We start from the raw sequence: 24415 nt of genomic DNA, 5'->3' as shown, positions 1-24415 counted from the left end.
CACCAGCACGGATGTGGCCATTCTGGACCGCAACCGCCAGCTGGTGGCGGGATCACCCCCGCCACCAGCTGGCGGTTGCGGTCCAGAATGGCCACATCCGTGCTGGTGGACCCGCTGTCGATGCCCACATAATACCGTCCGCCGCTCATGGCGTTGCCTCCTTTTTTCGCCGTGGTTTGTGCCGGGACCATGGTCTCGGCAAAGGCCTCCAGCCGGGTGGAGAGCTGTCCGCTGCTCCCCGCCGTATAGTCCGACTCCAGCTTGAGCATGGGCACGGTGAGCTCATGGCGCAGGCCGGAGTATTCAAAACCGTAGTAGTCGCAGAATTTCACCGTGTGGTACACCACACCCTTGAGATGGGGATCGTTCACCAGCTGCCGCCGCCCGGCGGCGTCGGTCATGCGCATACAGGGGATCTGCTCCAGCAGGGCCCCGGCGTACCAGCCCATCAGGGCGTCAAAGTCCCCGCCCTCCGGCGGCGGGGCCACGCTGCGGTTGTGAACGCAGGTGTCGTTGCGTACCGGCAGGGGGAGCGCCTCCTCCATGGCCTCAAAGAGCTTGCCCCCTACCCTGCCCCCCAGTACGCTGAGGTAGGGATCCGTGGGCCGGTCCAGAGGCGTGAAGGCCGCCCGGAAGGCTTTTTCGTCAAACTTGGTGCCCTTGTAGGCCCCGTAGGCCTCCGCCAGAGCCAGCAGCTCCCCCTTCATCCGGGTTTTGGCGCAGTCGCCCCCGCAGTGGAGCAGGTCCATCAGGTAGAGAAAGTCCAGCTTGCCGTGCTGGAGCAGGATGTCGTACACGCTGCGGATCACGTCGCAGCAGTTGACCAGCACCAGCTCCTTCACCTGCCCGGACAGGCAGGCCTCCAGCACCGCCTTGCCGAAGCCGCACAGGTTGGGGTGGCCCAGCTGGTCGCTGAGGGGGAAGGAGTCTGGCATCTGGTCCAGCACCACGCACTCGCCCCCCAGGGCGCGCAAAAGCTCCACCGGGGTGTATTTACAGATATAGTGGGTCATGCCTGTCCCCCCTTTCCCTGCTTGAGCAGCTCCACAAAGGCCTCCATGCGGGTGGCCAGCTGGCCCTCGCCGCCGTGGCTGCGGTCGCAGCCGTCGCCGTCCAGTACCAGGGTGGGGATGCCGGCCCCCTCGAAGGTCTCCTTGGCCAGCTGGGCGCCCCCCAGGGTGTGCTTGCAGCCCCAGTGGCAGAACCACACTGCTCCGTCGGCCTTGAGCTGGCGGGCGGCCTCCACCCCCTTCTCAATGCGCCGGGACACCGGGCCGTTGAAGGCGGAGTACACCACCCGCTGGGCCATGGCCTCATAGGGGTCGGATGAAAAGGTGGGCTGGATGCCCTCAAAGCACATATCGCACCCCACGATCTGCACGTCCCGGTTGAAGTCGGTGACCTGCCGCAGGGGGGCCACCCAGAAGGGGGTGGTGTGGTGCCACAGCAGCCGCACCCCCTCCGCCGGTCCCGCCTGCTCCACATCCTTCAAACACTGGAGGGTGAAGGCCTCGGTCTCCGGGGTACCCAGCAGAATGTGGAGGGCGAAGGCGGCGAACATCTCCCCTGTCATCTCGCAGGGGATGCACTTGTCCGCCTTCAGGGTCATATAGCGGTGGTAGTTGGCAAGGCTCCGGTTGCTGCGCTCCACCGTCTCCTCCAGCGCGGACTGGCTCAGCTTCTGGCCGGTCTGCTGCTCCAGAAAGGCAACCATGTCCCGCAGCTGGCCGGCTACATAGTTCACGGCGCTCTGGTCGGTGCGGTAGGGCACGTCCACCATGAAGTGGGGCACGTCAAAGTACTCCGCCAGCCGCCGGAAGGTAAGCATATTGGCGTCGCAGGCCAGGGTGGTGGACAGGATGAACCGGGGCTTGGGCATCAGGCCCTTCTCCGCCGCCCCGATGAAGATTTTATGGTAGGAGCAGAAGGTCTCGGGCAGGCCCTCGCTCTCGGCGTAGCGGAGGAAGGCCCCCTCCGCCTGGGTGCCGGAGAGGAAACAGCCGAAGCCCTCGCAGGAGTATGGGGACAGCCCCAGCACCTGGAGGGGCTCACAGGGCAGAAACAGGCTGACCATGGCCGCCTTGTACGGGTGGGCCAGGGGCGCGATCATGGAGTTCATGGTCTGGACCGCCACCATCTGGGCGGATTTGGTGGTCAGCTTGCCGGGGGCCAGCTTTAATTGCAGGTTTTTGGCCCGGTAGCCGGTGGTGAGCCATTTCCGGGCCTTTTCCGGGTTTTTGTCGCACAGGGTCTGAATCCAGGCCCCGAAGGATGTGACGATGTCTTTCATGGAAAACCTCGCTTGGGAAGAAATAAATGAGGGCGGGCGACCGTAAAGGTCGCCCCTAAAAGAGGTAGGGGCGGGGTTTACCCCCGCCCGTTTCCCCTTAGGGTTTGCAGATGCCGCAGGGAGCATACCCCTGATCGATGAGATCCTGCCGGGAGCCGGTGTAGTCCTGGCGGTTGGAATCGCTCATGGAGGCCACCCCGGAGCAGTCGGGGAAATGGAACTTCATGGAGTTGGTGTTGAGCACATAGGTGCCCTGCTCCTCCTCCGAGCCGCTGGTGGTCTGAGCGGGAATGGAGGGCTGGGGTACCTCCTCACCGCCGGCGGCGCTGGCGCCGGTGGCGTAGTCGATGGTAATGCCGGGCTGCACGTTGTAGGCGTACACGCAGAAGGTGACCCCTTCCCCGCTGTCCTCCACGCTGTAGGCCTCCATCAGCACCCCGGAGGCCACCAGGTTGTCCCCCTCAAAGACAGGGGTCACCCGGTAGAGCACATGGTTGTTTGTCTCCTTCACATAGTCGGCCACCAGGTTCTCAAAGGGCAGCATCCCGTCCACGTTCATGTACCGGGTGCCGGTGATGAGGTTCTTCTCGTTGGCGTTCTCGCCGGTGAGCTGGAAACCGATCAGGTGGCAGCGGTTATAGAGGTACTGCCCGTCATACTCCACGTTGATCCAGCCGCTGGGCTTCACCGAGCTGATGCTCTCCCGGTCCTCGGTGGGCATGAGATCGGACCCCACGCAGGCGTAGGCCACCCCGCAGCGCCCCAGGTCGTCCAGGTCGCTGTAGGACTCAAAGGAGTTGGTGGTGTAGTCGTCCTCTGTAAAGTAAGGAACATTGTCATTGACCGCCACATAGGGATCGCCGCTGTAATCGGGCAGGCTGGTCAGGTCGTAAGAAGCGGCAGGGGTGGAACTGGGGACAGGTTCATTTCCTTTACAGCCACTGAGGGTCAAGGCACACAGCAGAGTCAGCGCCAGCAGAGCGGCAGAAATTCGTTTCATTTGGTGTAGACCTCCTTGGTCAGGGTTTTGTGGGAGGAGCCGGAAAAGTCGGCGGCGGAGACCAGCCGGAACCCTGCCGCCGCCGGGTCAAAATCCAGATACTGGTCGGCGGGATAGGTCCGGTTCCATCTGTAAAGGAGAATCCCCTCCACCCTGTCCAGCACCTGGGCCAGAGGGGGAAACTCGGCAAAGCAGACCTCGCCTGGGCCCGCCCGGAGCAGAAAGTCCTCCGCCGGGCGCAGGTTGGCTGGGGCGGGATCGAACTGTTTGGCGGTGTAGGGGCTCACCCACAGGGGGCCCTCCCCCGCCGCCGTCAGTAAATCGGCCCGCAGCAGCCGGTCCATGCTCTGCCGGCGGCCGTTGAAGGCCATGCCGTTTTTGTCGTCCACGCACAGTGCCAGGATCATGGCGGTCCCTCCTTCCAAAAAGGCAGAGAGCGGAGCCGGGCTCCGCTCTCCGTTTCTGTGGGTTGGCTTACTGCACGCCGGTGAGGGCGCGCATGACGGTGTAGGTCTGCTGATCCAGACCCTTCTTCATCTGCAGGGCCTCGTGGATGTCGTAGTCCACATAGGACTCGCCGTCCATGGCCACCACCCGGCAGGTCTTGCCCTCGGCCAGCAGCCGCACGGCCTCGTAGCCCATGTAGGTGGCCGCCACCCGGTCCCGGAGGGAGGGCGCGCCGCCCCGCTGGACGTGGCCCAGGATGGTAACGCGGGTGTCCAGAGAGGTGGCCTCGTGGATGTGCTGGGCGATGTCGTAGGCGCCGCCCTTCACGCCCTCGGCCACGATGATCATGAAATGGGTGCGGCCCGCCAGACGGGCCCGGCGGATGGGCTCGATCAGGTCCTCCTCGTAGTTGACCACCTGCTCGGGCACCACCACGGCGGTGGCGCCGCAGGCCACGCCCACGTTGAGGGCCACATGGCCGGCGTGGCGGCCCATGACCTCCACCACGGAGCAGCGCTCGTGGGACTGCATGGTGTCCCGCAGCTTGTCGATGGACTCCAGGGCGGTGTTGCAGGCGGTGTCAAAGCCGATAGTGTAAGTAGAGCAGGCGATGTCGTTGTCGATGGTGCCGGGGATGCCGATGACGCTCAGGCCCTTGTCGGCCAGGGTGAGCAGGCCCCGGAAGGTACCGTCGCCGCCGATGCCCACCAGGGCGTCCAGACCCAGCAGCTTGCAGGTGGCGGCCGCCCGCTCCCGGCCCACTTCGGACTTGAAGTCCTCGCTGCGGGCGGAGTAGAGCATGGTGCCGCCCCGGCGGGACAGGCCGCTGACGCTGTCAAAGTCCAGGGGAACAAAGTCGCCGTTGATGAGGCCGTGATAGCCACGGCGGATGCCGATACACTCAATACCCATATGGACGGCGGTACGAACCACCGAACGGATGGCTGCGTTCATGCCGGGGGCGTCGCCGCCGCTGGTAAATACGCCAATGCGCCGAACTGCCTTTTCCATGACAATTTCCTCCTTAAATTCCCGTTTGGTCCCTGTTTATACCTTCAATTCCGCGGTCTTGCCCTCCAGGGCGTGGGGATAGCGCTCCAGCACCGGTTCCACCTCTTCCTTGAGGAACTCCTCCACCTGCTCCGGGCAGCGGCCGATGTAGCGGCTGGGCTCCAGATGGGCGGTGAGCTCCTCCCGGCTGAGCATGGAGAAGGCCGGGTCGGCGGCAATGAGGTCGATCAGGTTGTTGGACAGGCCCAGGTCCTTCACGTTGGTGCCGGCCTGCTGGCTGAGGACGCGGATACGCTCGTGGAGGTCCTGCCGGTTGCCGCCCTTCTTGACGGCGTCCATCATAATGTTCTCGCTGGCCATGAAGGGCAGCTCCTCCAGCACGTGCTTCTCGATGACTTTCTCATGGACCACCAGGCCGTCGGCCACGTTGGCCCAGATGTTGAGGATGGCGTCCACCGCCAGGAAGGCCTCGGGCACGCTGAGGCGCTTGTTGGCGGAGTCGTCCAGGGTGCGCTCGAACCACTGGCTGGCAGCGGTGACGGCGGGGTTGACCGCGTCGGCCATCACGTACCGGGCCAGGGCGCAGATACGCTCGCAGCGCATGGGGTTGCGCTTGTAGGGCATGGCGGAGGAACCGATCTGGTTCTTCTCAAAGGGCTCCTCCACCTCCTTCAGGTGGCACAGCAGCCGCAGGTCGGTGGCGAACTTGCTGGCGGACTGGGCGATGCCGGACAGGGTGGAAACCACCTGATAGTCCACCTTCCGGGAGTAGGTCTGGCCGGACACGGCGGCGGTGGCCTCAAAGCCCATCTCAGCGGCAATCTTGCGGTCCAGCTCACGGCACTTGGCGTGGTCGCCGTCGAAGAGCTCCAGGAAGGAGGCCTGGGTGCCGGTGGTGCCCTTGCAGCCCAGCAGCTTCAGGTTGGCAATGCGGTACTCCACGTCGGCCAGATCCAGCAGCAGCTCGTTCATCCACAGGGTGGCCCGCTTGCCCACGGTGACCAGCTGGGCGGGCTGGAAGTGGGTGAAGCCCAGGGTGGGCAGGGCCTTGTACTGCCGGGCAAACCTGGCCAGCTTGTCCAGCACCCGCACCAGCTGGTCCCGGATGAGGCACAGGCCCTCCCGCATGAGGATCACATCGGTGTTGTCGCCCACATAGCAGCTGGTGGCGCCCAGGTGGATGATGGGCATGGCCTTGGGGCAGGCCTCGCCGTAGGTGTGGACGTGGGCCATCACGTCGTGGCGCAGCTTCTTTTCGTACTGGGCGGCCTTGTCGTAGTCAATGTCGGTGAGGTGAGCCTCCAGTTCGGCAACCTGCTCCGCGGTCACCGGCAGGCCCAGCTCCATCTCGGCCCGGGCCAGGGCGACCCACAGCCGCCGCCAGGTGGAGAACTTCTTGTCCGGGGAGAAAATATACTGCATCTGGTCGCTGGCGTAGCGGGAAGAGAGGGGACTTTCATAACGGGCGTGATCCATGCAAAAAACCTCTTTTTCGTAAAATCGACTCTACATAGTATACTATAAAACCGCCGCCGCCACAAGAAAAACTTCCTGGGGCGGTAAAGCTTGTCAGCGGCGGTATTCGGGTGTAAACTGAGGACGAAACCACACAAAGGAGGCATAAGCCATGCTCAGTGACTTTCCCTTTCACACCGAGCGGCGGACTCAGGCCGAGTGCAAGGCCCTGCTGAAGGTCCGGCGGGAGGAGCTGGCGGGCTTGCAGCAGCGGCTGCAGCAGGCGGGCCTGCCGGTGATCGTGCTGCTGGAGGGCTGGAGCGCCGCGGGCAAGGGCCGCACCATTCAGTCTTTGATCCGGGAGCTGGACCCCCGGTTCTTCAAGGTGATCAGCGTCAATTCCCCCACCGAGACCGAGCAGCGCTGGCCCTTCCTCAAGCGCCACTTTGAGACCATCCCCGCCCAGGGCAAGGTGCTCTTTCTGGATACCGGCTGGATGGAGGAGACTGTCCGGGCCTATTTGCACGGGGAGCTGTCGGAGGACGAGTACCAGGCCCGGCTGGAGAGCATCAACATCTTTGAGCGGCAGCTGGCCGCCGGGGGCTATCTGCTGGTGAAGCTCTTCCTCCACATCGACGCCCAGAGCCAGAAGGAGCGGCTGGACGGCCTGGCCGCCGACAAGGACACCGCCTGGCGGTGTACCGAGGCCGACCGGCGGCAGAACAGGAACTACCAGAAGCACCTGGCGGTCTTTGACGGCTACCTGGCCGCCACCGACAAGCCCTGGGCCCCCTGGAAGATCATCGACAGCACCCAGGCCGTCCAGGCCAACCTGGCGGCGGCGGACTGGCTCCACGACCAGATCTGCGCCGCTCTGGAGGCCCGCCCCGTCCCCGTCCACCCCTCCTATCAGTGGCCTCTGGCCCCCACCCTGCCCCTGGCCCAGGTGGACCTGGACAAGGCGTTGGAGGAGAAGGACTACCGCAAGCAGCTGAAAAAGTGCCGCAAGAAGCTGGCCGCCCTCCACAACGAGCTCTACCGGAAGAAGGTGCCGGTGGTGGTGGTGTATGAGGGCTGGGACGCCGCCGGCAAGGGGGGCAACATCAAGCGGCTGGCCTCCGCCCTGGACCCCCGTGGGTATGAGGTCCTCCCCATCGCCGCCCCCACCAAGGACGAGCTGGCCCGCCACTACCTGTGGCGGTTCTGGACCCGGCTGCCCAAGACGGGCCACATCGCCATCTTTGACCGCAGCTGGTACGGCCGGGTGATGGTGGAGCGGCTGGAGGGCTTCTGCACCACCGACGACTGGCAGCGGGCCTTTGACGAGATCAACGAGTTCGAGCAGGAACTGGTGAACTCCGGCATGGTAGTCATCAAGTTTTGGGTGCAGATCGACAAGGACACCCAGCTGGAGCGGTTCAATGAGCGGCAGGCCGACCCGGCCAAGCAGTGGAAGATCACTGAGGAGGACTGGCGCAACCGGGACAAGTGGGACGCCTACGAGGTGGCGGTGAACGAGATGCTCCAGCGCACCAGCACCGCCTTCGCCCCCTGGCACATCCTGGAGTCGGTGGACAAGAAATACGCCCGCATCAAGGCCATGAAGATCGTCATTGAGGCCCTGGAGCGGGCTCTGGAGCAGCCTTCATAAGGGCGGGGTTTATCCCCGCTCTTTTTTATGCGTTTTTGGTTGACAACTGTCTACCATTGTGTTATGCTCCAATCAGAAGAGGTAGACAACTGTACACCAATGGAGGGATGCCCTATGAAGATCCACCTGTCCGACGGCGAATGGAAGCTGATGGACCGCCTGTGGGAGGACGGTCCGGCCACCATCACCCAGCTGACCCACGCGCTGGAGGGGGAGACCGGCTGGTCCAAGCACACCATCATCACCATGCTCTCCCGGCTGGAGGCCAAGGGGGCGGTGACCCACCATGAGGAGGGCCGGGCCAAGGAGTATACCCCCCTGCTCCCCCGCCAGCAGGCGGAGGAGACCGCCACCCGCCACTTCCTGGACAAGGTGTACGGCGGCAGCCTGGGACTGATGATGAGTACCCTGGTGGACAGCCGGGCGCTGACCCAGGAGGACATTGACCAGCTCTCCGCCATTCTGGAGCAGGCAAAGGAGGAGTCGTCATGAAAGAAGTGGTCCTCACCGCGTCGGTGCTGATTTTAGCCCTGATCCTGTTCCGGTTTCTTTTCCGCACCGCCATCCCCCGCCGGGTACAGTACGCCCTGTGGGCGCTGGTGCTGGTGCGGCTGCTGGTGCCGGTGCAGCTGCCCGCCCTGCCTGTTGTTTCGGTGCTGGATGTGAGCCAGCAGGCCGGGCAGCAGCTCACCGCCGTATTGGAGCGGCCGGTGGAGGTCCCCACCCAACCGGCCGCCGAACCGATTCCGGACAACACCCAGACCCAGGTGATCCAGGACATCCCCAACACCGCAGAGACCAGTACCCCACTCCCCGCCTCCACCCTCTCCCTGGCCCAGGTGCTGGACGTGGTGTGGAAGGTGGGCATGGTCGCTATGGCCGCCTTCTTCCTCCTTGCCAACCTGCGGTTCCGGCTGAGGCTGAAAAAGAGCCGGGTCCCCTTCCCGGTGGAGGGCTGTCCCCTGCCGGTGTATCTCAGCGACCGGCTCTCTTCCCCCTGTCTGGTGGGGCTGGTGCGGCCCGCCATCTACCTGACTCCCGCCGCCGTCCAGTCGGACCGTCTGGACTATGTGCTCCTCCATGAGCGCACCCACGCCAAACATCTGGACCCCCTGTGGGCCCTGCTGCGGTGTGTGTGCCTCACCATCTACTGGTTCCACCCCCTGGTGTGGGCGGCGGCGATCCTGTCCCGCACCGACTGTGAGCTGGCCTGCGACGAGGGAGCCATGGCGGAGCTGGACCACAGCGGGCGGCTGGCCTATGGCCGCACCCTGCTGGCCCTGGTGCCGGTGCGGAGCAGACCCACCAATCCCCTGCTGGCCGCCACCACCATGACCTCCGGCAAGCGGCAGCTGAAGGACCGCATCACCCGCATCGCCCACCAAAAGCGCCCCATCCTGGCCGCCGTGCTGGCGGCGGTGGTGCTGGCGGGTCTGGCGGCGGCCTGTACCTTCTCGGGACCCCGGACCGCTGTATATGAGGATGGGATCTTCACCCTGTCCCTTTCCGACCTGTCCCCCTACTCCGCCCCCGCCGTACCCCAAAATCCCACCATCGAGCAGCACTTCGACCTGGACTCCTATGGTGAGGGCGGCGAAACCCCACCCTGGACCATGCGGGAGGGTCCCAGAAGCGAAAACGCCGGCGCCATGCTCTTCCTGCATAGCAAACAATCCGGCAGCGGGGAGGGGCTGCAGGAGACCTACCAGCTGTTTTACTACCTGGACCTGATGGGCACCGACGGTTTCATCACCTCCTACCCCGGCGTGCCGTCGGAGCGGCAGGATGAATGGTTCTACGACCTGTTTGCCGTGGACGAGGAAGGAAACCGGTCTCTGCTGGCGGAGACCTACGGCAGCGCCGGCGGTCAGCTGCTGACCCAGGACCTGAACGGGGACGGGAAGGAGGAGCTGATCACCGACCGGCAGCTCCTGCTCCAGTGGGAGGATACCCTCTACGCCGTGAACTACGCCGACCTGCTGGCCCAGCGCTGGCCCGCCTTCCGCACCCTGGAGGGGGCCAGACTGTCCGCCAGAGGCAGCTGCATCCTGCTTTCCGGCACGATGGAGGATGAAACCGGCACCACCACCTCCTTCCTGCGCACCCTCACCTTCAGCGGTGACACCCTCACGGTGGACCAGCCTGCCGCCGGGACCGGGGAGCCTGTCGCCGTTCCCCTGGAGGAGCTGACAGTGTATGAGGAGCTCAGCGACCCCCAACCCGAGCCCTGGAGGGAGTCCATCCGGTTCGGCTCCAATTTCGACGACCAGTTCTACTTCGGCATCTACACCCTGGAGGACGGCACCTGCGTCCCCCGGATCACCCTGGAGAATGATGACGTGGTGCCCTCCTTTGACCGTCTCCCCCTGGGGGTTGTGTCCGGCAACCGGTGGCTGGACGACTTTCCCGCCCTGCTGGGCTACCAGGGCCTGCTGGCGGGCTGGAGCAATGACTCCAAGGAGGTCAACTGGACCATCGACCTGTACCGGTGGAACCAGGAGGAAGGTCTGGTCCGTTTCCTGCGGGCAGAGAGTACCCTCCTGGGAAATGTCCGCATCCTGGACCTGAACGGGGACGGAGACTGTGAGCTGATCACCGACAAGCAGCTCTTCTTCCGCCAGGACGGGACCATCTACACCGTCACCTATGCGGACTTTTTAAAGGAGCACTGGCCCGCCTTCCGCAGTCTGGACACCGCCGCCGCCGATCCTTTGGAGGGCTGCGTGGTGCTGGCGGGCACCTGCCAGGACGAAAGCGGCAGTACCGTCTCCTTCTTCCGGCAGCTCTATCTGGAGGACTCCGGCCTGATCCTGGGGGATTGACCCAACGAGAAAGGGCCTGTTGCAAAATAGCTGTTTTGCACAAACCTGTCATTGCGAGCCAGTGCGCACACTGGCGTGGCAATCCGTTTCCCCGGCAAAAGGGGCGGATTCCCACGAAAAACGGCCGCCCGGTGGGCGGCCGTTTTTCTCGGAATGACGGGTCTTTGTACGAGCTGCACATTTTGCAACAGACCCCTTTCCGTCTTTACGAAACTCCCCCGGTCTCCCGCAAGCCCCCCAGCACATGGAGGTACCGGACGGCCCGGAAGGCGTAATTCCCCAGGGGCTTCCGGTCCACGTCGTAGGAGTGGGCGGCTACCAGGGTATTGCGCAGGGTGGGCCGTGCCCCCACCTGGACCACCACGGCGGTATGGGTGAATACCTCCCCCTGGGGGCTGAACTGGACAATATCTCCCGGCAGCAGCAGGTCCAGACTGGTCTCCACGGCGTAAGGGCCGGGGCGCGCCTGGGTCTGGGTCAGGTAGCGGTAGAGAAACTCCACTCCGGTCCAGGCCGGGGCCTTGTTGTTGGCGTCCAGGTAATACCATCCGTATTCCGGGGTATAGTCCATTACACCGATGCCGGCATACAGGCACTGGGAGGCGAAGCTGGTGCAGTCGCCCCCCACCTCCTCATAGTCGTAGTAGGCCGGGTTGCGGCCAAAGGCCCAGCGGTGGGCGTAGCGCACGGCGGCACGGCGGTCGTATGGAACAGGCTCCCACATAACAGTTCTCTCCCTTCCCGCTATTCTATGCGGCAGCGGGTCAGGGTGCAAAAAAAGGAGAGGGTCTCCCCTCTCCTTTTCTGTGGTGATTTTGTTGGATCAGGCCTTGCCGTCGCAGCCCAGAACGTAAACCAGCTTGTGCTTCACCAGCTCCTTGATGGCGGCACGGGCGGGCTTCAGGTACTCACGGGGGTCGAACTTGTCGGGATGATCGTTGAAGAACTTGCGGATGGTGCCGGTCATGGCCAGGCGCAGGTCGGAGTCGATGTTGATCTTACACACAGCGCCCCGGGCGGCCTGACGCAGCTGCTCCTCGGGGATACCCACGGCGTCGGGCATCTTGCCGCCGTTCTCGTTGACCATCTTCACGAATTCCTGAGGCACGGAAGAGGAGCCATGGAGCACGATGGGGAAGCCGGGCAGACGCTTCACGACCTCGTCCAGGATGTCGAAGCGCAGGGGCGGGGGAACCAGCTCGCCCTTCTCATTGCGGGTACACTGAGCGGCGGTGAACTTATAAGCGCCGTGGCTGGTGCCGATGGCAATGGCCAGGGAGTCACAGTTGGTCTTGGAGACAAACTCCTCCACCTCTTCGGGGCGGGTGTAGTGGGAGTCGGCGGCGGACACGTTGACCTCGTCCTCCACGCCGGCCAGAGCGCCCAGCTCGGCCTCGACGACGACGCCGTGATCGTGGGCGTACTCAACCACCTTCTTGGTGATCTCGATATTCTCGGCGAAGGGCTTGGAGGAGGCGTCGATCATGACGGAGGTAAAGCCGCCGTCGATGCAGCTCTTGCAGGTCTCGAAGCTGTCGCCGTGGTCCAGATGCAGGCAGATGGGCAGGCCGGTCTCAATGATGGCGGCCTCCACCAGCTTCACCAGGTAGGTGTGGTTGGCGTAGGCGCGGGCGCCCTTGGAGACCTGGAGGATCAGGGGGGCGTTGACTTCCTTGGCAGCCTCGGTGATGCCCTGGACAATCTCCATGTTATTGACATTGAAGGCGCCGATGGCGTAGCCGCCGTTGTAGGCCTTCTGGAACATTTCCTTAGTAGTTACGAGAGGCATATCAGTCATCTCCTTTTTTTGATGCACCATGATTTTAGCAGGTCTCCTTGATAATTTCAAGAGGACGTGATATGATATTCCCGCAAAATCAAAATTTGTAAAAATTTATTCAACCAACAGGAGGCAACTTTCATGAGTGAACTGAGAGGCGCTTGTATTATCGGCCAGTCCGGCGGTCCTACCGCCGTCATCAACGCCAGTGCTCTGGGCGTGATCCGCACCGCCCTGGACACCGACTGCATCACCCGGGTGCTGGGCGCCGCCCACGGCATCAAGGGCGTGCTGGACGACAAGCTGTATGATATGGGCCAGGAGGACGCCGCTGAGCTGGAGCTGCTCAAGTACACCCCCTCCTCCGCTCTGGGCTCCTGCCGCTATAAGCTGGCCGACCCCGACAAGGACGATACCGATTATAAGCGTATCCTTGAGATCTTCAAGAAGTACGACGTGCGCTACTTCTTCTACAACGGCGGCAACGACTCCATGGACACCTGCAACAAGATCTCCAAGTATATGCAGAAGGTGGGCTATGAGTGCCGCATCATGGGCGTGCCCAAGACCATCGACAACGACCTGAACGGCACCGACCACTGCCCCGGCTTTGCTTCCGCCGCCAAGTATATCGCCACCTCCTGCGCCGAGGTGTGGCAGGACGCCCACGTCTATGACACCGGCATGGTCACTGTCATCGAGATCATGGGCCGTCACGCCGGCTGGCTGGCCGGCTCCGCCGCTCTGGCTTCCGTGGCCGGCTGCGGCCCCGACCTGGTCTACCTGCCCGAGACCGACTTTGACATGGATCAGTTCGTCAAGGACGTAACCGACATCTACAACAAGACCGGCAAGTGCATGGTGGCCGTGTCCGAGGGCATCCACTATGCCGACGGCCGCTTCGTGTCCGAGGCTGAGACCTCCGCCACCGACGGCTTCGGCCACGCTCAGCTGGGCGGCCTGGCTGTCAAGCTGGCCGACATCATCAAGAACAAGACCGGCGCCAAGGTCCGCGGCATCGAGCTGTCCCTGCTTCAGCGCTGCGGCTCTCACGTGGGCTCCAAGACCGACATCGACGAGGCCTTCCTGGCCGGTAAGACCGCCGTGGAGGCCGCTGTGGCCGGCACCACCGACAAGATGGTGGCCTTCCAGTGCACCCGCGACGGCGGCTACAAGTGCGAAACCGTGCTGCAGCCCCTGGACATCGTGGCCAACTTCGAGAAGAAGGTGCCCCGCGAGTGGATCAACGAGGCCGGCAACGGCGTGAAGCAGGAATTCATCGACTACGTCCTGCCCCTCATCCAGGGCGAGGCCAACGGCCCCAAGGAGCACTCCCTCCCCCGCTTTGCCCGCCTGAAGAAGGTCCTGACCGTCGATATGTAATCCAACGACAGAAAAGAGCCGTTCCCACCACGGGAACGGCTCTTTTTTCATATACCGGCAAAAAGAAGAGGCGGCACTGCCGCCTCTTCCCTGTTTTCCTTAGATCTTGGCGCAGATGAGATCGCCCATCTGCTTGGTGCCGATGGGGGTGACCCCCGGCTCGGCAATGTCGGCGGTGCGCCAGCCCTCGGCCAGCACAGCGTCCACGGCGGCCTCCACCGCGTCGGCCTCGGCGGCCAGGTGGAAGGAGTAGCGGAACATCATGGCCACCGACAGGATAGTGGCGATGGGGTTGGCCTTGTCCTGGCCCGCGATGTCGGGGGCGGAGCCGTGGATGGGCTCGTACAGGCCGGGAGCGGTGTCGCCGATGGAGGCGGAGGGCAGCAGGCCGATGGAGCCGGTGACCATGCTTGCCTCGTCGGACAGGATGTCGCCGAACATATTCTCGGTGACCACCACGTCAAACTGGCCGGGATCACGGACCAGCTGCATGGCGCAGTTGTCCACCAGCACGTCCTCGTACTGAACGTCGGAATACTCCTCCGCCAGACGGTGCATGACAGAGCGCCACAGGCGGGAGGTTTCCAGCACGTTGGCCTTGTCCACGGAGGACACCTTCTTCCGGCGGAGGCGGGCCAGCTCAAAGGCACGGCGGCCGATGCGCTCGATCTCCTTCTCGGAATAGGCCATCCGGTCGGCGCACTCCACGCCCCGATCGGGGGTGTCATACTTCTCCCGCTGGCCGAAGTAGATGCCGCCGGTGAGCTCACGGACCATCATCAGGTCGATGCCCTTCTCGGCCGTCTCCTTCTTCAGGGGGCAGGCATCGGCCATAGCGGGCCGCAGGGCGGCGGGGCGCAGGTTGGCGTACAGGCCCAGGTCCTTGCGGATGGCCAGCAGGGCGGTCTCGGGCCGCTGCTCGGCGGGCTTGTCGGAACCCCACTTGGGTCCGCCCACAGCGCCCAGCAGCACGGCGTCGCAGGCCTTGCACTTCTCAGCAGTGCCGTCGGGGTAGCTCTTCCCCACCGCGTCGGTGGCGCAGCCGCCCAGCAGCACGTCCTCATAGGTAAAGCTGTGGCCGAACTTCTTGCCCACGGCCTCCAGCACCTTGACGGCTTCACCCACTACCTCGGGGCCGATGCCGTCGCCCCGGATCAAAGCGATTTTGTAATTCATTTGGCCACACCTCGCGCTTTCAGGGAGTTGAGCAGGCCGCCGGCCTGGATGATGTTGTCCACGAAGGCCGGGAAGGGGGCGGCCTGCCAGGTCTTGCCCTGGGTCTCGTCGGTGATGGTGCCGGTGGCAAAGTCCACGCTCACAGTGTCCCCCGCCTGGATGGCGGCGGCAGCCTCGGGGCTCTCCATGATGGGCAGACCGATGTTGATGGCGTTGCGGTAGAAGATGCGGGCGAAGGAGGGGGCGATGACGCACTTCACGCCGCAGGCCTTGATGGACAGGGGGGCGTGCTCCCGGGAGGAGCCGCAGCCGAAGTTGGCCCCGGCCACGATGATGTCGCCCTGCTCCACGGTGGAGGCGAAGTTGGCGTCAATGTCCTCCATGCAGTGGGAGGCCAGGGATTTTTCGTCGGGGGCGTTGAGGTACCGGGCGGGAATGATCACGTCGGTATCCACGTTGTCGCCGTACTTATATACTTTCATGCCTGAAAACCTCCTTACAGCTTCCGGGGATCGGCCACGCAGCCAGCCACCGCGGAAGCGGCGGCCACGGCGGGGTTGGCCAGAATGATCTCGGAGGACACGGGGCCCATGCGGCCCACGAAGTTGCGGTTGGTGGTGGAGATGGCCCGCTCGTTGTCGGAGAGCACGCCCATGTGGCCGCCCAGGCAGGGGCCGCAGGTGGGGGTGGACACGGCGCAGCCCGCCTCGATGAAGGTCTGGATCAGGCCCTCGGCCATGGCGTCCAGGGTGATCTGCTGGGTGGCGGGGATGACGATACAGCGCACGCCGTCGGCCACCTTGCGGCCCTTGAGCACCGCCGCGGCCTGCCGCAGGTCGTCCAGACGGCCGTTGGTGCAGGAGCCGATCACCACCTGGTCGATGTGGGTGCCCTCCACCTGGTCGATGGTGCGGGTGTTGGAGGGCAGATGGGGCAGGGCCACCGTGGGCTGGAGGGTGTTCAGATCAATGACGATCTCCCGCTCGTACTCGGCATCGGGGTCGGCCTCCACCGCCTCCCACTCACGGGTAACACGGCCCTTCAGGTAGGCCCGGGTCTTGTCGTCCACCGGGAAGATGCCGTTCTTGGCGCCGGCTTCGATGGCCATATTGGCGATGGTGAAGCGGTCGTCCATGGACAGCTCCCCTACCCCTTCCCCGGCGAACTCCAGGGACTTGTACAGAGCGCCGTCCACGCCGATCAGGCCGATCAGGTGGAGGATCACGTCCTTGCCGGACACATAGGGCTGGAACTTGCCGGTGAGGGTGACCTTGATGGCGGCGGGCACCTTGAACCAGGCAAGGCCGGTGGCCATACCGGCGGCCATGTCGGTGGAGCCCACGCCGGTGGAGAACATACCCACCGCGCCGTAAGTACAGGTGTGGGAGTCGGCGCCGATCATGCACTCACCGGGGGCGGTGAGGCCCTTTTCCGGCAGCAGAGCGTGCTCCACACCCATGCAGCCCACGTCATAGAAGTGGGTGATGTTGAATTCCTTGGCAAATTCCCGGGCCTGGGCGCACAGCTGGGCGGACTTGATGTCCTTGCAGGGGGTGGAGTGGTCCAGCACCAGGGCGATCTTGTCTTGATCAAATACCTGAGTCAGTCCCGCCTTGCGGAACTCGGTGATGGCGACGGGCGCGGTGATGTCGTTGCCCAGCACCAGGTCCAGCTTGGCCTCCACCAGCTGGCCGGGTACCACCTGGTCCAGTCCGGCGTGGCGGGCCAGGATCTTTTGGGTCATGGTCATTCCCATACGAGGGCGCCTCCTTATTTCTTGTTGGTATCAGCATACCATACCCCCTTGCCAGAAGAATGTAAACCATGCTACAATCTTACCGTAAGGGCAGGGCTTGTCCCCGCCCGAAAGGAGGAAACCGCCATGCTGCGCAACATCTGGACGCCTCTGGCCGACGGCCAGCCCATTCTGCACAAGGAGCCGGGAGAGCTGATCTATCTCCAGGACACCCGGGCGGATTGCTTTTATTATATTGTATCGGGCACCGCCAAGTGCTTCATCAGTTCCCCCGAGGGCGAGGAGCGTATCCTCACCCTCCCCCACGCCGGCGAGCTGATGGGCGAGGCCGCCTTCTTTGACGGCCAGCCCCGGGTATCCTCCGCCATGGCGGTGACCAAATGCCAGCTGGTGGCGGTGGATCGGCAGCACCTGACCCAGGTCTTTGCCGCCCATCCCGATCTGGCCATCGCCATGCTGGAGGACCTGGCCCGCCGTGTGCGGATGCTGTCCGGCCATGTGGACGGGGACTTCCTCCAGGCGGACAAGCGCATCGCCCGCCACCTGCTGACCATCCTGCCCTGGCCGGAGGATACGGTGCGCTGCACCCATGAGGAGATTGGTGCCTCGGTGGGGGTGAGCCGGGTAACGGTAAGCCGGGTGCTGGGGGAGTTCGATAAAAAGGGCTGGATCAGGACGGGCTACAAGAGCCTGAAGCTGACAGACCGCCGGGGCCTGGAGGGCTTTTTGCAGGATGGAAACTGAATCCGGAATTTTCAGGATTGCCTCTGTACATTTCTGGCAGGAGCCGGTATAATATCATGTCTGCAAAACGGAAAATCACCCGAACTGTGGGGAGGAATTAGATTTGTTCACCATCAAGAGCTACGTGTTTCCCGAGACCCTTGAGGAAGCTGACGAGCTGCTCCAGCGGGACACCCGGACCAGCGTCATTCTGGGTGGCTGCTGCTGGCTGAAAATGGGCCGCCGCCGCATTGGCCGCGCCATTGACCTGACCCGGCTGGGCCTGGACCAGATCGAAGTGAAGGACGGCTATCTGGAGCTGGGGGCCTCGGTCACCCTCCATCAGTTGGAGACTCACCCCGCCGTCACCTCCCGCTTTGACGGCATTCTGGGGGACTGTGTATCCCACATCGTGGGGGTACCCTTCCGCAACTGCGCCACCGTGGGAGGCTCTGTGTTCTCCCGGTTCGGCTTCTCCGACCTGACCTGCGCCCTGCTGGCGCTGGACGCCACCGTGGTGCTCCATCGGGGCGGCGAGCTCCCCCTGGCGGAGTTCATGGCCTCCCCCATCGCCTTCAACGATATCCTGCTGAAGGTACGCATCAAAGACGACGGCCGCCGGGCCGCCTATCAGAGCGTCCGCCGCTCCACCACCGACTTCCCCACCCTGGCGGCGGCGGTGAGCTGCCGGGGCGGCCAGTGGACCGTGTCGGTGGGCGCCCGTCCCGCCCGGGCAGTGCGGTGCGAAAGCGCCGCCGCCTGCCTCAACGAGGGCAAGGGGGCCGCAGCCGCCGGACAGGCCGCCGCTGAGGAGCTGACCTACGGCACCGACCTGCGGGCGGGGGCCGACTACCGGAAGAAGCTGGCCGCCGTGCTGGTGCGCCGCGCGGCAGAGCAGTGCATGGAGGAGAACAAGGGATGAAAGTCAAGATCACCGTCAACGGGATGCTGTATAACAAGCACATCCCCAACGATATGATGCTGCTGGAGTTTCTGCGCAAGTACGGCTACGTCAGCGTGAAGCGCGGCTGCGACACCAGCAACTGCGGCCTGTGTACCGTGTGGGTGGAGGGCAAGCCTGTGCTGTCCTGCTCCTACCCCGCCGCCCGGGCCGACGGCCTCCACGTCACCACGCTGGAAGGCGTGAAGGAGGAGGCCGCCTCCTTCGGCCGGTACATGACCGCCCAGGGCGCCGAGCAGTGCGGCTATTGCAGCCCCGGCTTCATCATGGCTGTGCTGGCCATGCGCCGGGAGCTCACCGACCCCACCGAGGAGGAAATCTCCAACTATCTGGCGGGCAACCTGTGCCGCTGCTCCGGCTACGCCGGTCAGACCCGGGCCCTGCGGGCCTGGCTCCACGACAAGCCCTGGGAGAAGGAGGGTCAGGCATGAATCTGAAATTCGTCAATCAGGCCATCCCCAAGCTGGACGGCGCCGCCCTCACCGGCGGCAAGGGCGTATACACCGAGGACATGGTGCCCCGTGACTGCCTGGTGGTCCAGGTGCTCCGCAGCCCCCACGCCCACGCCCGCATCAAGTCTATCCGCAAGGACGCCGCCAGCCGGGTGCCTGGCATTTCCTGCATCCTGACCTGGGAGGACGTGCCCCAGATCCGCTACACCCTGGCGGGCCAGTCCTACCCGGAGCCCTCCCCCTACGACCGCTACATCCTGGAGCGCACCGTCCGCTATGTGGGCGACCCGGTGGCCATCGTGGCAGGCCGGGACAAGGACTGCGTGGCCAAGGCCATGGGCATGATCCAGGTGAAGTATGACATTCTGGAGCCGGTGCTGGACTTTGAGACCGCTCTGGACAACCCTATTGTCGTCCATTCGGAGGATGACTACTTCCACCACTTCGACATCGGCGGCGACCAGAAGCGCAACCTGGTGTCCAGCGGCTGCGACGCCGATGGCGACGTGGATGCCGCCATGGCTGCCTGCGACGTGGTGGTGGATCAGACCTATTATACCAAGGCCAACGCCCAGGCCATGATGGAGACCTTCCGCACCTATACCTATCTGGACCACAACCGGCGGCTCAACGTGGTATCCTCCACCCAGGTGCCCTTCCACTGCCGCCGCACCATTGCCCATGCTCTGGGCCTGCCCAAGAACATGGTGCGGGTGGTGAAGCCCCGCATCGGCGGCGGCTTCGGCGCCAAGCAGACCCTGGTCAGCGAGCTCTTCCCCGCCCTGGTCACCCTGCGTACCGGCAAGCCCGCCAAGATCGTGTATACCCGGAAGGAGTCCTTCCAGGCCTCCAACAGCCGCCACCAGATGCGGGTCCACGTCAAAGTGGGCGCCATGAAGGACGGCACCATCAAGGCGGTGGATATGCACGCCCTGTCCAACGCCGGTGCTTACGGCGAGCACGCCTCCACCACCATCGGCCTGGTGGGCCACAAGAGCATCCCCCTCTACGCCCGGCAGGCCGATTTCCGGTTCTCCTGGGACGTGGTGTATACCAACACCATGGCCGCCGGTGCCTTCCGCGGTTACGGCGCCACCCAGGGCTGCTTTGCCATGGAGTCCGCCATGAACGAGCTGGCGGAGAAGCTGAACATGGACCCGGCCCAGCTGCGGCTTATGAACCTGCCCCATGTGGGGGAAAATATGGCCGCCTACTACAACGAGCCCCTCACCAGCTGCAAGCTGCCCCAGTGCATTGAGCGGGGTATGGAGATGATCGGCTGGAAGGAGAAATACCCCTGCGTCAAGGTGGACGACCACCGCGTCCGGGGTGTGGGCATGGCGGTAACCATGCAGGGCTCCGGCATCTCCGCCATCGATACCGCGTCGGTGACCATCAAGCTCAACGACGACGGCTACTATACCCTGATGATCGGCGCCACCGACATGGGTACCGGCTGCGACACCATTCTGGCCCAGATGGCCGCCGAGATTCTCAACTGCCCCATGGACCGCATCACCGTGGACGGGGTGGATACCGACCACTCCCCCTTCGATACCGGCTCCTACGCCTCCAGCACCACCTATGTCACCGGCATGGCGGTGGTGAAGGCCTGCACCGAGCTCAACGAGAAGATCGCTGCCGAGGGGGCCCGCCGCCTGAACATCCACCCCGAGCGGGCGGAGTTTGACGGGGACAAGGTGTACGACCGCACCAACCCCGAGAACGCCATCACCCTGGACAAGCTGGCCCAGGACCTGGTGGTAGGCGAGGGCACCCAGTGGCTCACCGCCACCGCCAGCCACTGCAGCCCCACCTCTCCCCCACCCTTCATGGCGGGCTTTGCCGAGGTGGAGGTGGACCTGGAGACCGGCGAGACCAAGGTTGTGGACTATGTAGGCGTGGTGGACTGCGGCACCGTCATCAACAAGAACCTGGCCCGGGTCCAGGCCGAGGGCGGCATCGCCCAGGGCATCGGTATGGCCCTGCTGGAGGACATCAACTACGACCCCAAGGGCCAGATGGTCAACTCCACCTTCATGACCTACAAGATCCCCAGCCGCACCGACCTGCCGGAGATCCGGGTGGAGTTCCAGGAGAGCTATGAGCCCAACGGCCCCTTCGGCGCCAAATCCATCGGCGAGGTGGTCATCAACACCCCCTCCCCCGCCATTGCCCAGGCAGTATACAACGCCACCGGCGTGCGGGTGCGCTCCCTGCCCATCACCGCCGAGAAAATCCTCATGGGCCAGGAATCATAAAGACAGACAAAATGGACGCTGCACAGGCAGCGTCCATTTCTTTTTTCACAGGATGATGCAGATGAGCCCGCCGGAACCCTCGTTGATGATACGCTGGAGGGTCTCCTGCAGCTTGGACCGGGCGTCCTCCGGCATCCGCTTGAGCTTGGCGTTGAGATCCTCGCTGACCAGCTCGTGGAAGGACTTGCCGAAGATGTTGGACTGCCAGATGGCCTTGGTGTCCCCCTCGAACTCCTGAAGCAGGAAGTTGACCATCTCCTCGCTCTGCTTCTCGTTGCCTACGATGGGAGAGACCTCGGTCTCGATGTCCGCCCTTATCATATGGATGGAGGGGGCCGAGGCTTTGAGGCGCACCCCGTACCGGCCGCCCTGCCGGACGATCTCCGGCTCCTCCAGCACCAGCTCGTCGGTGCCGGGCACCACGATGCCGTAGCCGGTGGCCTTCACCTCCTCCAGAGCGCCCGCCACCTTGTCGTACTTGGCCTTGATCCGGGACAGGCGGCTCAAAAGCTCCAGCAGGTCCCCGTCGTCGTGGATGATGAAGCCGGACTGCTGGGACAGGGTGTCGTAGAAGAGGCTGCGGGGCAGCTCCAGGTCGGCGGCGGCCAGACCGGTGCCCAGATTTATGGAGGTGACCTGGGCACGGCTCACCGTGTCGCACTCTCCCATGGCGGCCACCGTGCTCTCTACGTCCCGGATGCGGCGCATTCCCTTGGCGCTCTCCCGGATAGCGGCGTACAGTCCGTGTTTGATGGGGTGATCCCAGGGCAGGGCATCCACCCAGGGGGGCAGAAACAGATCCAGCTCCTTCACCGGGAACTCGTACAGCACCCCCTTGATGATGCCGGTCACTGCCTCCTCCTCCAGCTCCAGGCAGTTGACGCACACGCAGGTGACATCATATCGGGAGGCGATGTCCGCCCGGATGGCCTGAGCCCGCTCAGACCGGGGCTGGGCGGAGTTGAGCACCACCAGGAAGGGCTTACCCAGCTCCTTCAGCTCGGTGATGACCCGCTCCTCCGCCTCCAGGTAGTCCTCCCGGGGGATGTCGGTAACGGTACCGTCGGTGGTGACCACGATGCCGATGGTGGAGTGCTCGGCAATGACCTTCCTGGTGCCGATCTCGGCGGCCTCCGTCATGGGGATGGGCTCCGGGAACCAGGGTGTGGTCACCATCCGGGGCACGTCGTCCTCCAGAGAGCCCACCGCCCCGGGCACCAGATAACCCACGCAGTCGATGAGCCGCACCTTGAAGGTGGCCCCGCTGTCCATGGTGACCTCCACCGCCTCCTCGGGGACGAATTTGGGCTCGGCGGTCATGATGGTGCGGCCCGAGCCGCTCTGGGGCAGCTCATCCTTGGCCCGCTCCCGGCGGTAGACGTTCTCGATGCCCGGGATGACCATGGTCTCCATGAACCGCTTGATGAACGTGGATTTTCCAGTCCGCACCGGCCCCACCACGCCGATATAGATATCCCCCTCAGTCCGCAGGGCGATATCCTCATAGAGCTTGCGTTGTTCCACTGGCAATTCCTCCTTCGGCCATGTTAAGCCGACGTTTTCTCTACATAGGTATGGGGATAAGCCGTGGATTATTCATGGCGGACGGAAAAGGGCCTGTTGCAAAATGCGTAGCTCGTACAAAGACCCGTCATTCCGAGAAAAACGGCCGCCCGGTGGGCGGCCGTTTTTCGTGGGAATCCGCCCCTTTTGCCGGGGAAACGGATTGCCACGCCAGTGCGCGCACTGGCTCGCAATGACAGGCTTGTGCAAAACAGCTATTTTGCAACAGGCCCTGCAGCTTGTCGAAAAAGCCTCGCAGAGTTCGCGCCCGCAGGCGCGAATAAAGTCAAATCCGTTTTCAGTCGCGACATGTGCGTGACTGAAAACACTTCTCAGGCTGCAAGTGTGGATTTTGTCCGCCTATGGCGGGCAAAATCTGCGCGCGGCAGACTGCAACCTACTCGAAAAAGTGGCGTGCCACTTTTTCGACAGTCTCAAGGACCCCGCCGAAGCGGGGTCCTGAACGGTTACTGCATGGATTCCACAATGGAGTCAGCCAGAGACTCCAGCTCGGCAGCCTTGTCGGCGTGGAGGGCGGAGGCGATGGACAGACGGTCATTGAGGACGGTCATGTTCTTGAGCTCCTCATCCACGAACTTCTGCATCAGATCGCCGGACTTGGGAGCCCAGGAGCCGTTCTCGATGAGGGCGAAGGTACGGTTCTGGAGGTTGAGCCCCTTCAGGTGCATGAGATAGTCGTGCATCACGGGGTAGATGCCCAGGTTGTAGGTGACGCTGGCCAGCACGATGTGGCTCAGCCGGAAGGACTCGCTGACCAGGTAGGACACATGGGTGTTGGATACGTCATACACCCACACGTTGGTGACGCCCTTCTCGCACAGCTTGGCGGCCAGCGCCTGGGCGGCGGCCTCGGTGTTGCCGTACATGGAGGCGTAAGCGATCATGACGCCCTTTTCCTCCGGCTCGTAGCGGCTCCACTTGTCGTACTTGTCGATGAAGTAGCCCAGATCCTTCCTCCATACGGGACCGTGGAGGGGGCAGATGTACTTGATCTGGTCCAGAATGCCCCCCGCCTTCTTGAGCAGCAGCTGGATGTGGGGGCCGTACTTGCCCACGATGTTGGTGAGGTAGCGGCGGGCGTCGTCGATCCAGTCCCGGTCGAAGTTGACCTCGTCGGCGAACAGCTTGCCGTCCAGGGCTCCGAAGGAGCCGAAGGCGTCGGCGGAGAAGAGAACGCCGTTGGTGGTGTCGAAGGTAACCATGGCCTCAGGCCAGTGGACCATGGGGGCCGCCACGAAGGTGACAGTGTGCTTGCCGAAGGTCTGGGTGTCCCCCTCCTTCACCTCGATGAGCTCATGGCCGTCGATCTGGAAGCCGAACTGGCGCATGAAGAGGAAGGACTTCTCGGTGGAAATCACCTTCACCTGGGGCCAGCGCAGCAGGATCTCCTCGATGGAGGCGCCGTGGTCAGGCTCCATGTGGTTAATGACCAGGTAGTCCAGGGGCCGCTCCCCCAGCAGATGCTCCACGTTCTCCAGCAGCTGGCGGCAGGCGGACCAGTCCACGGTGTCAAAGAGGACGGTCTTTTCGTCCAGCAGCAGATAGGCGTTATAGCTGACGCCCCGGGGAATGGGATGGATGTTTTCAAACAGGTGGAGCCGGTGGTCGTTGGCACCCACCCAGTACAGATCTTCCGTCACATTGCGGACACAATACATGATAG

The 24415-nt window shown here is 63.8% G+C and carries 21 protein-coding genes; 8 read left to right on the top strand and 13 right to left on the bottom strand.

Annotation, left to right across the window (positions count from 1 at the left end; translation table 11 throughout):
• The 6 genes from B5G06_RS04870 to purB all read right to left on the bottom strand — a co-directional run.
• Nucleotides 1-1013: 2-hydroxyacyl-CoA dehydratase family protein (locus tag B5G06_RS04870; RefSeq protein WP_143382710.1), on the bottom strand; the 1013-nt coding region annotated here is incomplete at its 3' end.
• Nucleotides 1010-2290 (bottom strand): 2-hydroxyacyl-CoA dehydratase subunit D, encoded by a 1281-nt coding sequence (locus B5G06_RS04865; protein WP_087187961.1) that lies wholly within the window; start codon nucleotides 2288-2290, stop codon nucleotides 1010-1012. The genes B5G06_RS04870 and B5G06_RS04865, both read right to left, overlap by 4 nt.
• A gap of 97 nt (nucleotides 2291-2387) precedes the next feature.
• Complete coding sequence (locus B5G06_RS04860) at nucleotides 2388-3290, bottom strand: DNA/RNA non-specific endonuclease (RefSeq protein ID WP_087187960.1); 903 nt, start codon at nucleotides 3288-3290, stop codon at nucleotides 2388-2390.
• A complete protein-coding gene (locus B5G06_RS04855; RefSeq protein WP_087187959.1) occupies nucleotides 3287-3697 on the bottom strand; it encodes a hypothetical protein in 411 nt (136 codons plus the stop codon). Before B5G06_RS04855 ends, B5G06_RS04860 begins: the two co-directional genes overlap by 4 nt.
• Nucleotides 3698-3764: 67 nt before the next feature.
• The gene (locus tag B5G06_RS04850) at nucleotides 3765-4748 is read right to left on the bottom strand and encodes an ATP-dependent 6-phosphofructokinase (RefSeq protein WP_087187958.1); all 984 of its coding nucleotides are present in this window, start codon (nucleotides 4746-4748) and stop codon (nucleotides 3765-3767) included.
• A 36-nt stretch (nucleotides 4749-4784) separates the two neighbouring features.
• Nucleotides 4785-6224 (bottom strand): adenylosuccinate lyase, encoded by a 1440-nt coding sequence (purB, locus tag B5G06_RS04845; RefSeq protein WP_087187957.1) that lies wholly within the window; start codon nucleotides 6222-6224, stop codon nucleotides 4785-4787.
• A gap of 151 nt (nucleotides 6225-6375) precedes the next feature.
• Here purB and pap point away from each other — a divergent pair, with 151 nt between their 5' ends.
• From pap to B5G06_RS04830, 3 genes are all read left to right on the top strand, one after another.
• Entirely contained in the window at nucleotides 6376-7854 is a 1479-nt protein-coding gene (pap, locus tag B5G06_RS04840; protein WP_087187956.1) for a polyphosphate:AMP phosphotransferase, read from the top strand.
• A gap of 114 nt (nucleotides 7855-7968) precedes the next feature.
• Nucleotides 7969-8346: a BlaI/MecI/CopY family transcriptional regulator gene (locus tag B5G06_RS04835; protein WP_087187955.1), complete on the top strand. Its 378-nt coding sequence runs from the start codon at nucleotides 7969-7971 to the stop codon at nucleotides 8344-8346.
• Nucleotides 8343-10676, top strand: a complete 2334-nt coding sequence (locus tag B5G06_RS04830) for a M56 family metallopeptidase (protein ID WP_087187954.1) — start codon at nucleotides 8343-8345, stop codon at nucleotides 10674-10676. The genes B5G06_RS04835 and B5G06_RS04830 overlap by 4 nt, the downstream gene beginning before the upstream one ends.
• A gap of 205 nt (nucleotides 10677-10881) precedes the next feature.
• On the opposite strand, the gene B5G06_RS04825 is transcribed toward B5G06_RS04830, so the two are convergent.
• Together B5G06_RS04825 and fba are read right to left on the bottom strand one after the other, a co-directional pair.
• Nucleotides 10882-11400 carry an amidase domain-containing protein gene (locus B5G06_RS04825; protein ID WP_087187953.1) on the bottom strand — a complete coding sequence of 173 codons (519 nt, stop codon included), beginning with the start codon at nucleotides 11398-11400 and terminating at the stop codon, nucleotides 10882-10884.
• Between the two features lie 99 nt (nucleotides 11401-11499).
• Nucleotides 11500-12465 (bottom strand): class II fructose-1,6-bisphosphate aldolase, encoded by a 966-nt coding sequence (gene fba / locus B5G06_RS04820; protein ID WP_087187968.1) that lies wholly within the window; start codon nucleotides 12463-12465, stop codon nucleotides 11500-11502.
• Nucleotides 12466-12597: 132 nt separating this feature from the next.
• Here fba and B5G06_RS04815 point away from each other — a divergent pair, with 132 nt between their 5' ends.
• Nucleotides 12598-13839, top strand: a complete 1242-nt coding sequence (locus tag B5G06_RS04815; RefSeq protein WP_087187952.1) for a 6-phosphofructokinase — start codon at nucleotides 12598-12600, stop codon at nucleotides 13837-13839.
• A 99-nt stretch (nucleotides 13840-13938) separates the two neighbouring features.
• On the opposite strand, the gene leuB is transcribed toward B5G06_RS04815, so the two are convergent.
• Genes leuB through leuC form a run of 3 tightly spaced genes read right to left on the bottom strand, consistent with a single transcriptional unit; the run spans nucleotide 13939 to nucleotide 16771 of the window.
• The gene (leuB, locus tag B5G06_RS04810; protein ID WP_087187951.1) at nucleotides 13939-15015 is read right to left on the bottom strand and encodes a 3-isopropylmalate dehydrogenase; all 1077 of its coding nucleotides are present in this window, start codon (nucleotides 15013-15015) and stop codon (nucleotides 13939-13941) included.
• A complete protein-coding gene (locus B5G06_RS04805; protein ID WP_087187950.1) occupies nucleotides 15012-15497 on the bottom strand; it encodes a 3-isopropylmalate dehydratase small subunit in 486 nt (161 codons plus the stop codon). Before B5G06_RS04805 ends, leuB begins: the two co-directional genes overlap by 4 nt.
• 14 nt (nucleotides 15498-15511) lie before the next feature.
• The gene (leuC, locus tag B5G06_RS04800) at nucleotides 15512-16771 is read right to left on the bottom strand and encodes a 3-isopropylmalate dehydratase large subunit (protein WP_087187949.1); all 1260 of its coding nucleotides are present in this window, start codon (nucleotides 16769-16771) and stop codon (nucleotides 15512-15514) included.
• Between the two features lie 126 nt (nucleotides 16772-16897).
• Between leuC and B5G06_RS04795 the strand changes: the two genes are divergently transcribed.
• The 4 genes from B5G06_RS04795 to B5G06_RS04780 all read left to right on the top strand — a co-directional run bounded on the left by B5G06_RS04795 (nucleotide 16898) and on the right by B5G06_RS04780 (nucleotide 21168).
• On the top strand, nucleotides 16898-17515 hold the full coding sequence (locus tag B5G06_RS04795; protein WP_087187948.1) for a Crp/Fnr family transcriptional regulator: 618 nt from the start codon (nucleotides 16898-16900) through the stop codon (nucleotides 17513-17515).
• 103 nt (nucleotides 17516-17618) lie between these two features.
• On the top strand, nucleotides 17619-18416 hold the full coding sequence (locus tag B5G06_RS04790) for an FAD binding domain-containing protein (RefSeq protein ID WP_087187947.1): 798 nt from the start codon (nucleotides 17619-17621) through the stop codon (nucleotides 18414-18416).
• The gene (locus B5G06_RS04785) at nucleotides 18413-18886 is read left to right on the top strand and encodes a (2Fe-2S)-binding protein (RefSeq protein ID WP_087187946.1); all 474 of its coding nucleotides are present in this window, start codon (nucleotides 18413-18415) and stop codon (nucleotides 18884-18886) included. The genes B5G06_RS04790 and B5G06_RS04785 overlap by 4 nt, the downstream gene beginning before the upstream one ends.
• Nucleotides 18887-18888: 2 nt before the next feature.
• Nucleotides 18889-21168, top strand: coding sequence for a xanthine dehydrogenase family protein molybdopterin-binding subunit (locus tag B5G06_RS04780; RefSeq protein WP_087187967.1), 2280 nt, complete (start codon nucleotides 18889-18891; stop codon nucleotides 21166-21168).
• Between the two features lie 45 nt (nucleotides 21169-21213).
• On the opposite strand, the gene spoIVA is transcribed toward B5G06_RS04780, so the two are convergent.
• Both spoIVA and B5G06_RS04770 read right to left on the bottom strand, forming a co-directional pair.
• On the bottom strand, nucleotides 21214-22692 hold the full coding sequence (spoIVA, locus tag B5G06_RS04775; protein WP_087187945.1) for a stage IV sporulation protein A: 1479 nt from the start codon (nucleotides 22690-22692) through the stop codon (nucleotides 21214-21216).
• 506 nt (nucleotides 22693-23198) lie between these two features.
• On the bottom strand, nucleotides 23199-24410 hold the full coding sequence (locus B5G06_RS04770) for an FprA family A-type flavoprotein (RefSeq protein WP_087187944.1): 1212 nt from the start codon (nucleotides 24408-24410) through the stop codon (nucleotides 23199-23201).
• Nucleotides 24411-24415: the final 5 nt, after the last annotated feature.

Origin of the sequence: Flavonifractor sp. An52, assembly GCF_002159385.1 — a bacterium.
Taxonomy (GTDB): Bacteria; Bacillota; Clostridia; order Oscillospirales; family Oscillospiraceae; genus Flavonifractor; species Flavonifractor avicola.
This window is presented reverse-complemented; position numbering and strand designations above follow the sequence as displayed.

Coding starts and splice junctions, on each gene's coding strand:
- B5G06_RS04830 (WP_087187954.1), top strand. CDS start 8,343: ATGAAAGAAGTGGTCCTCACCGCGTCGGTGCTGATTTTAGCCCTGATC.
- pap (WP_087187956.1), top strand. CDS start 6,376: ATGCTCAGTGACTTTCCCTTTCACACCGAGCGGCGGACTCAGGCCGAG.
- B5G06_RS04825 (WP_087187953.1), bottom strand. CDS start 11,400: ATGTGGGAGCCTGTTCCATACGACCGCCGTGCCGCCGTGCGCTACGCC.
- B5G06_RS04785 (WP_087187946.1), top strand. CDS start 18,413: ATGAAAGTCAAGATCACCGTCAACGGGATGCTGTATAACAAGCACATC.
- B5G06_RS04860 (WP_087187960.1), bottom strand. CDS start 3,290: ATGAAACGAATTTCTGCCGCTCTGCTGGCGCTGACTCTGCTGTGTGCC.
- B5G06_RS04815 (WP_087187952.1), top strand. CDS start 12,598: ATGAGTGAACTGAGAGGCGCTTGTATTATCGGCCAGTCCGGCGGTCCT.
- B5G06_RS04805 (WP_087187950.1), bottom strand. CDS start 15,497: ATGAAAGTATATAAGTACGGCGACAACGTGGATACCGACGTGATCATT.
- leuC (WP_087187949.1), bottom strand. CDS start 16,771: ATGGGAATGACCATGACCCAAAAGATCCTGGCCCGCCACGCCGGACTG.
- purB (WP_087187957.1), bottom strand. CDS start 6,224: ATGGATCACGCCCGTTATGAAAGTCCCCTCTCTTCCCGCTACGCCAGC.
- leuB (WP_087187951.1), bottom strand. CDS start 15,015: ATGAATTACAAAATCGCTTTGATCCGGGGCGACGGCATCGGCCCCGAG.
- B5G06_RS04835 (WP_087187955.1), top strand. CDS start 7,969: ATGAAGATCCACCTGTCCGACGGCGAATGGAAGCTGATGGACCGCCTG.
- B5G06_RS04795 (WP_087187948.1), top strand. CDS start 16,898: ATGCTGCGCAACATCTGGACGCCTCTGGCCGACGGCCAGCCCATTCTG.
- B5G06_RS04855 (WP_087187959.1), bottom strand. CDS start 3,697: ATGATCCTGGCACTGTGCGTGGACGACAAAAACGGCATGGCCTTCAAC.
- fba (WP_087187968.1), bottom strand. CDS start 12,465: ATGCCTCTCGTAACTACTAAGGAAATGTTCCAGAAGGCCTACAACGGC.
- B5G06_RS04770 (WP_087187944.1), bottom strand. CDS start 24,410: ATGTATTGTGTCCGCAATGTGACGGAAGATCTGTACTGGGTGGGTGCC.
- B5G06_RS04865 (WP_087187961.1), bottom strand. CDS start 2,290: ATGAAAGACATCGTCACATCCTTCGGGGCCTGGATTCAGACCCTGTGC.
- B5G06_RS04850 (WP_087187958.1), bottom strand. CDS start 4,748: ATGGAAAAGGCAGTTCGGCGCATTGGCGTATTTACCAGCGGCGGCGAC.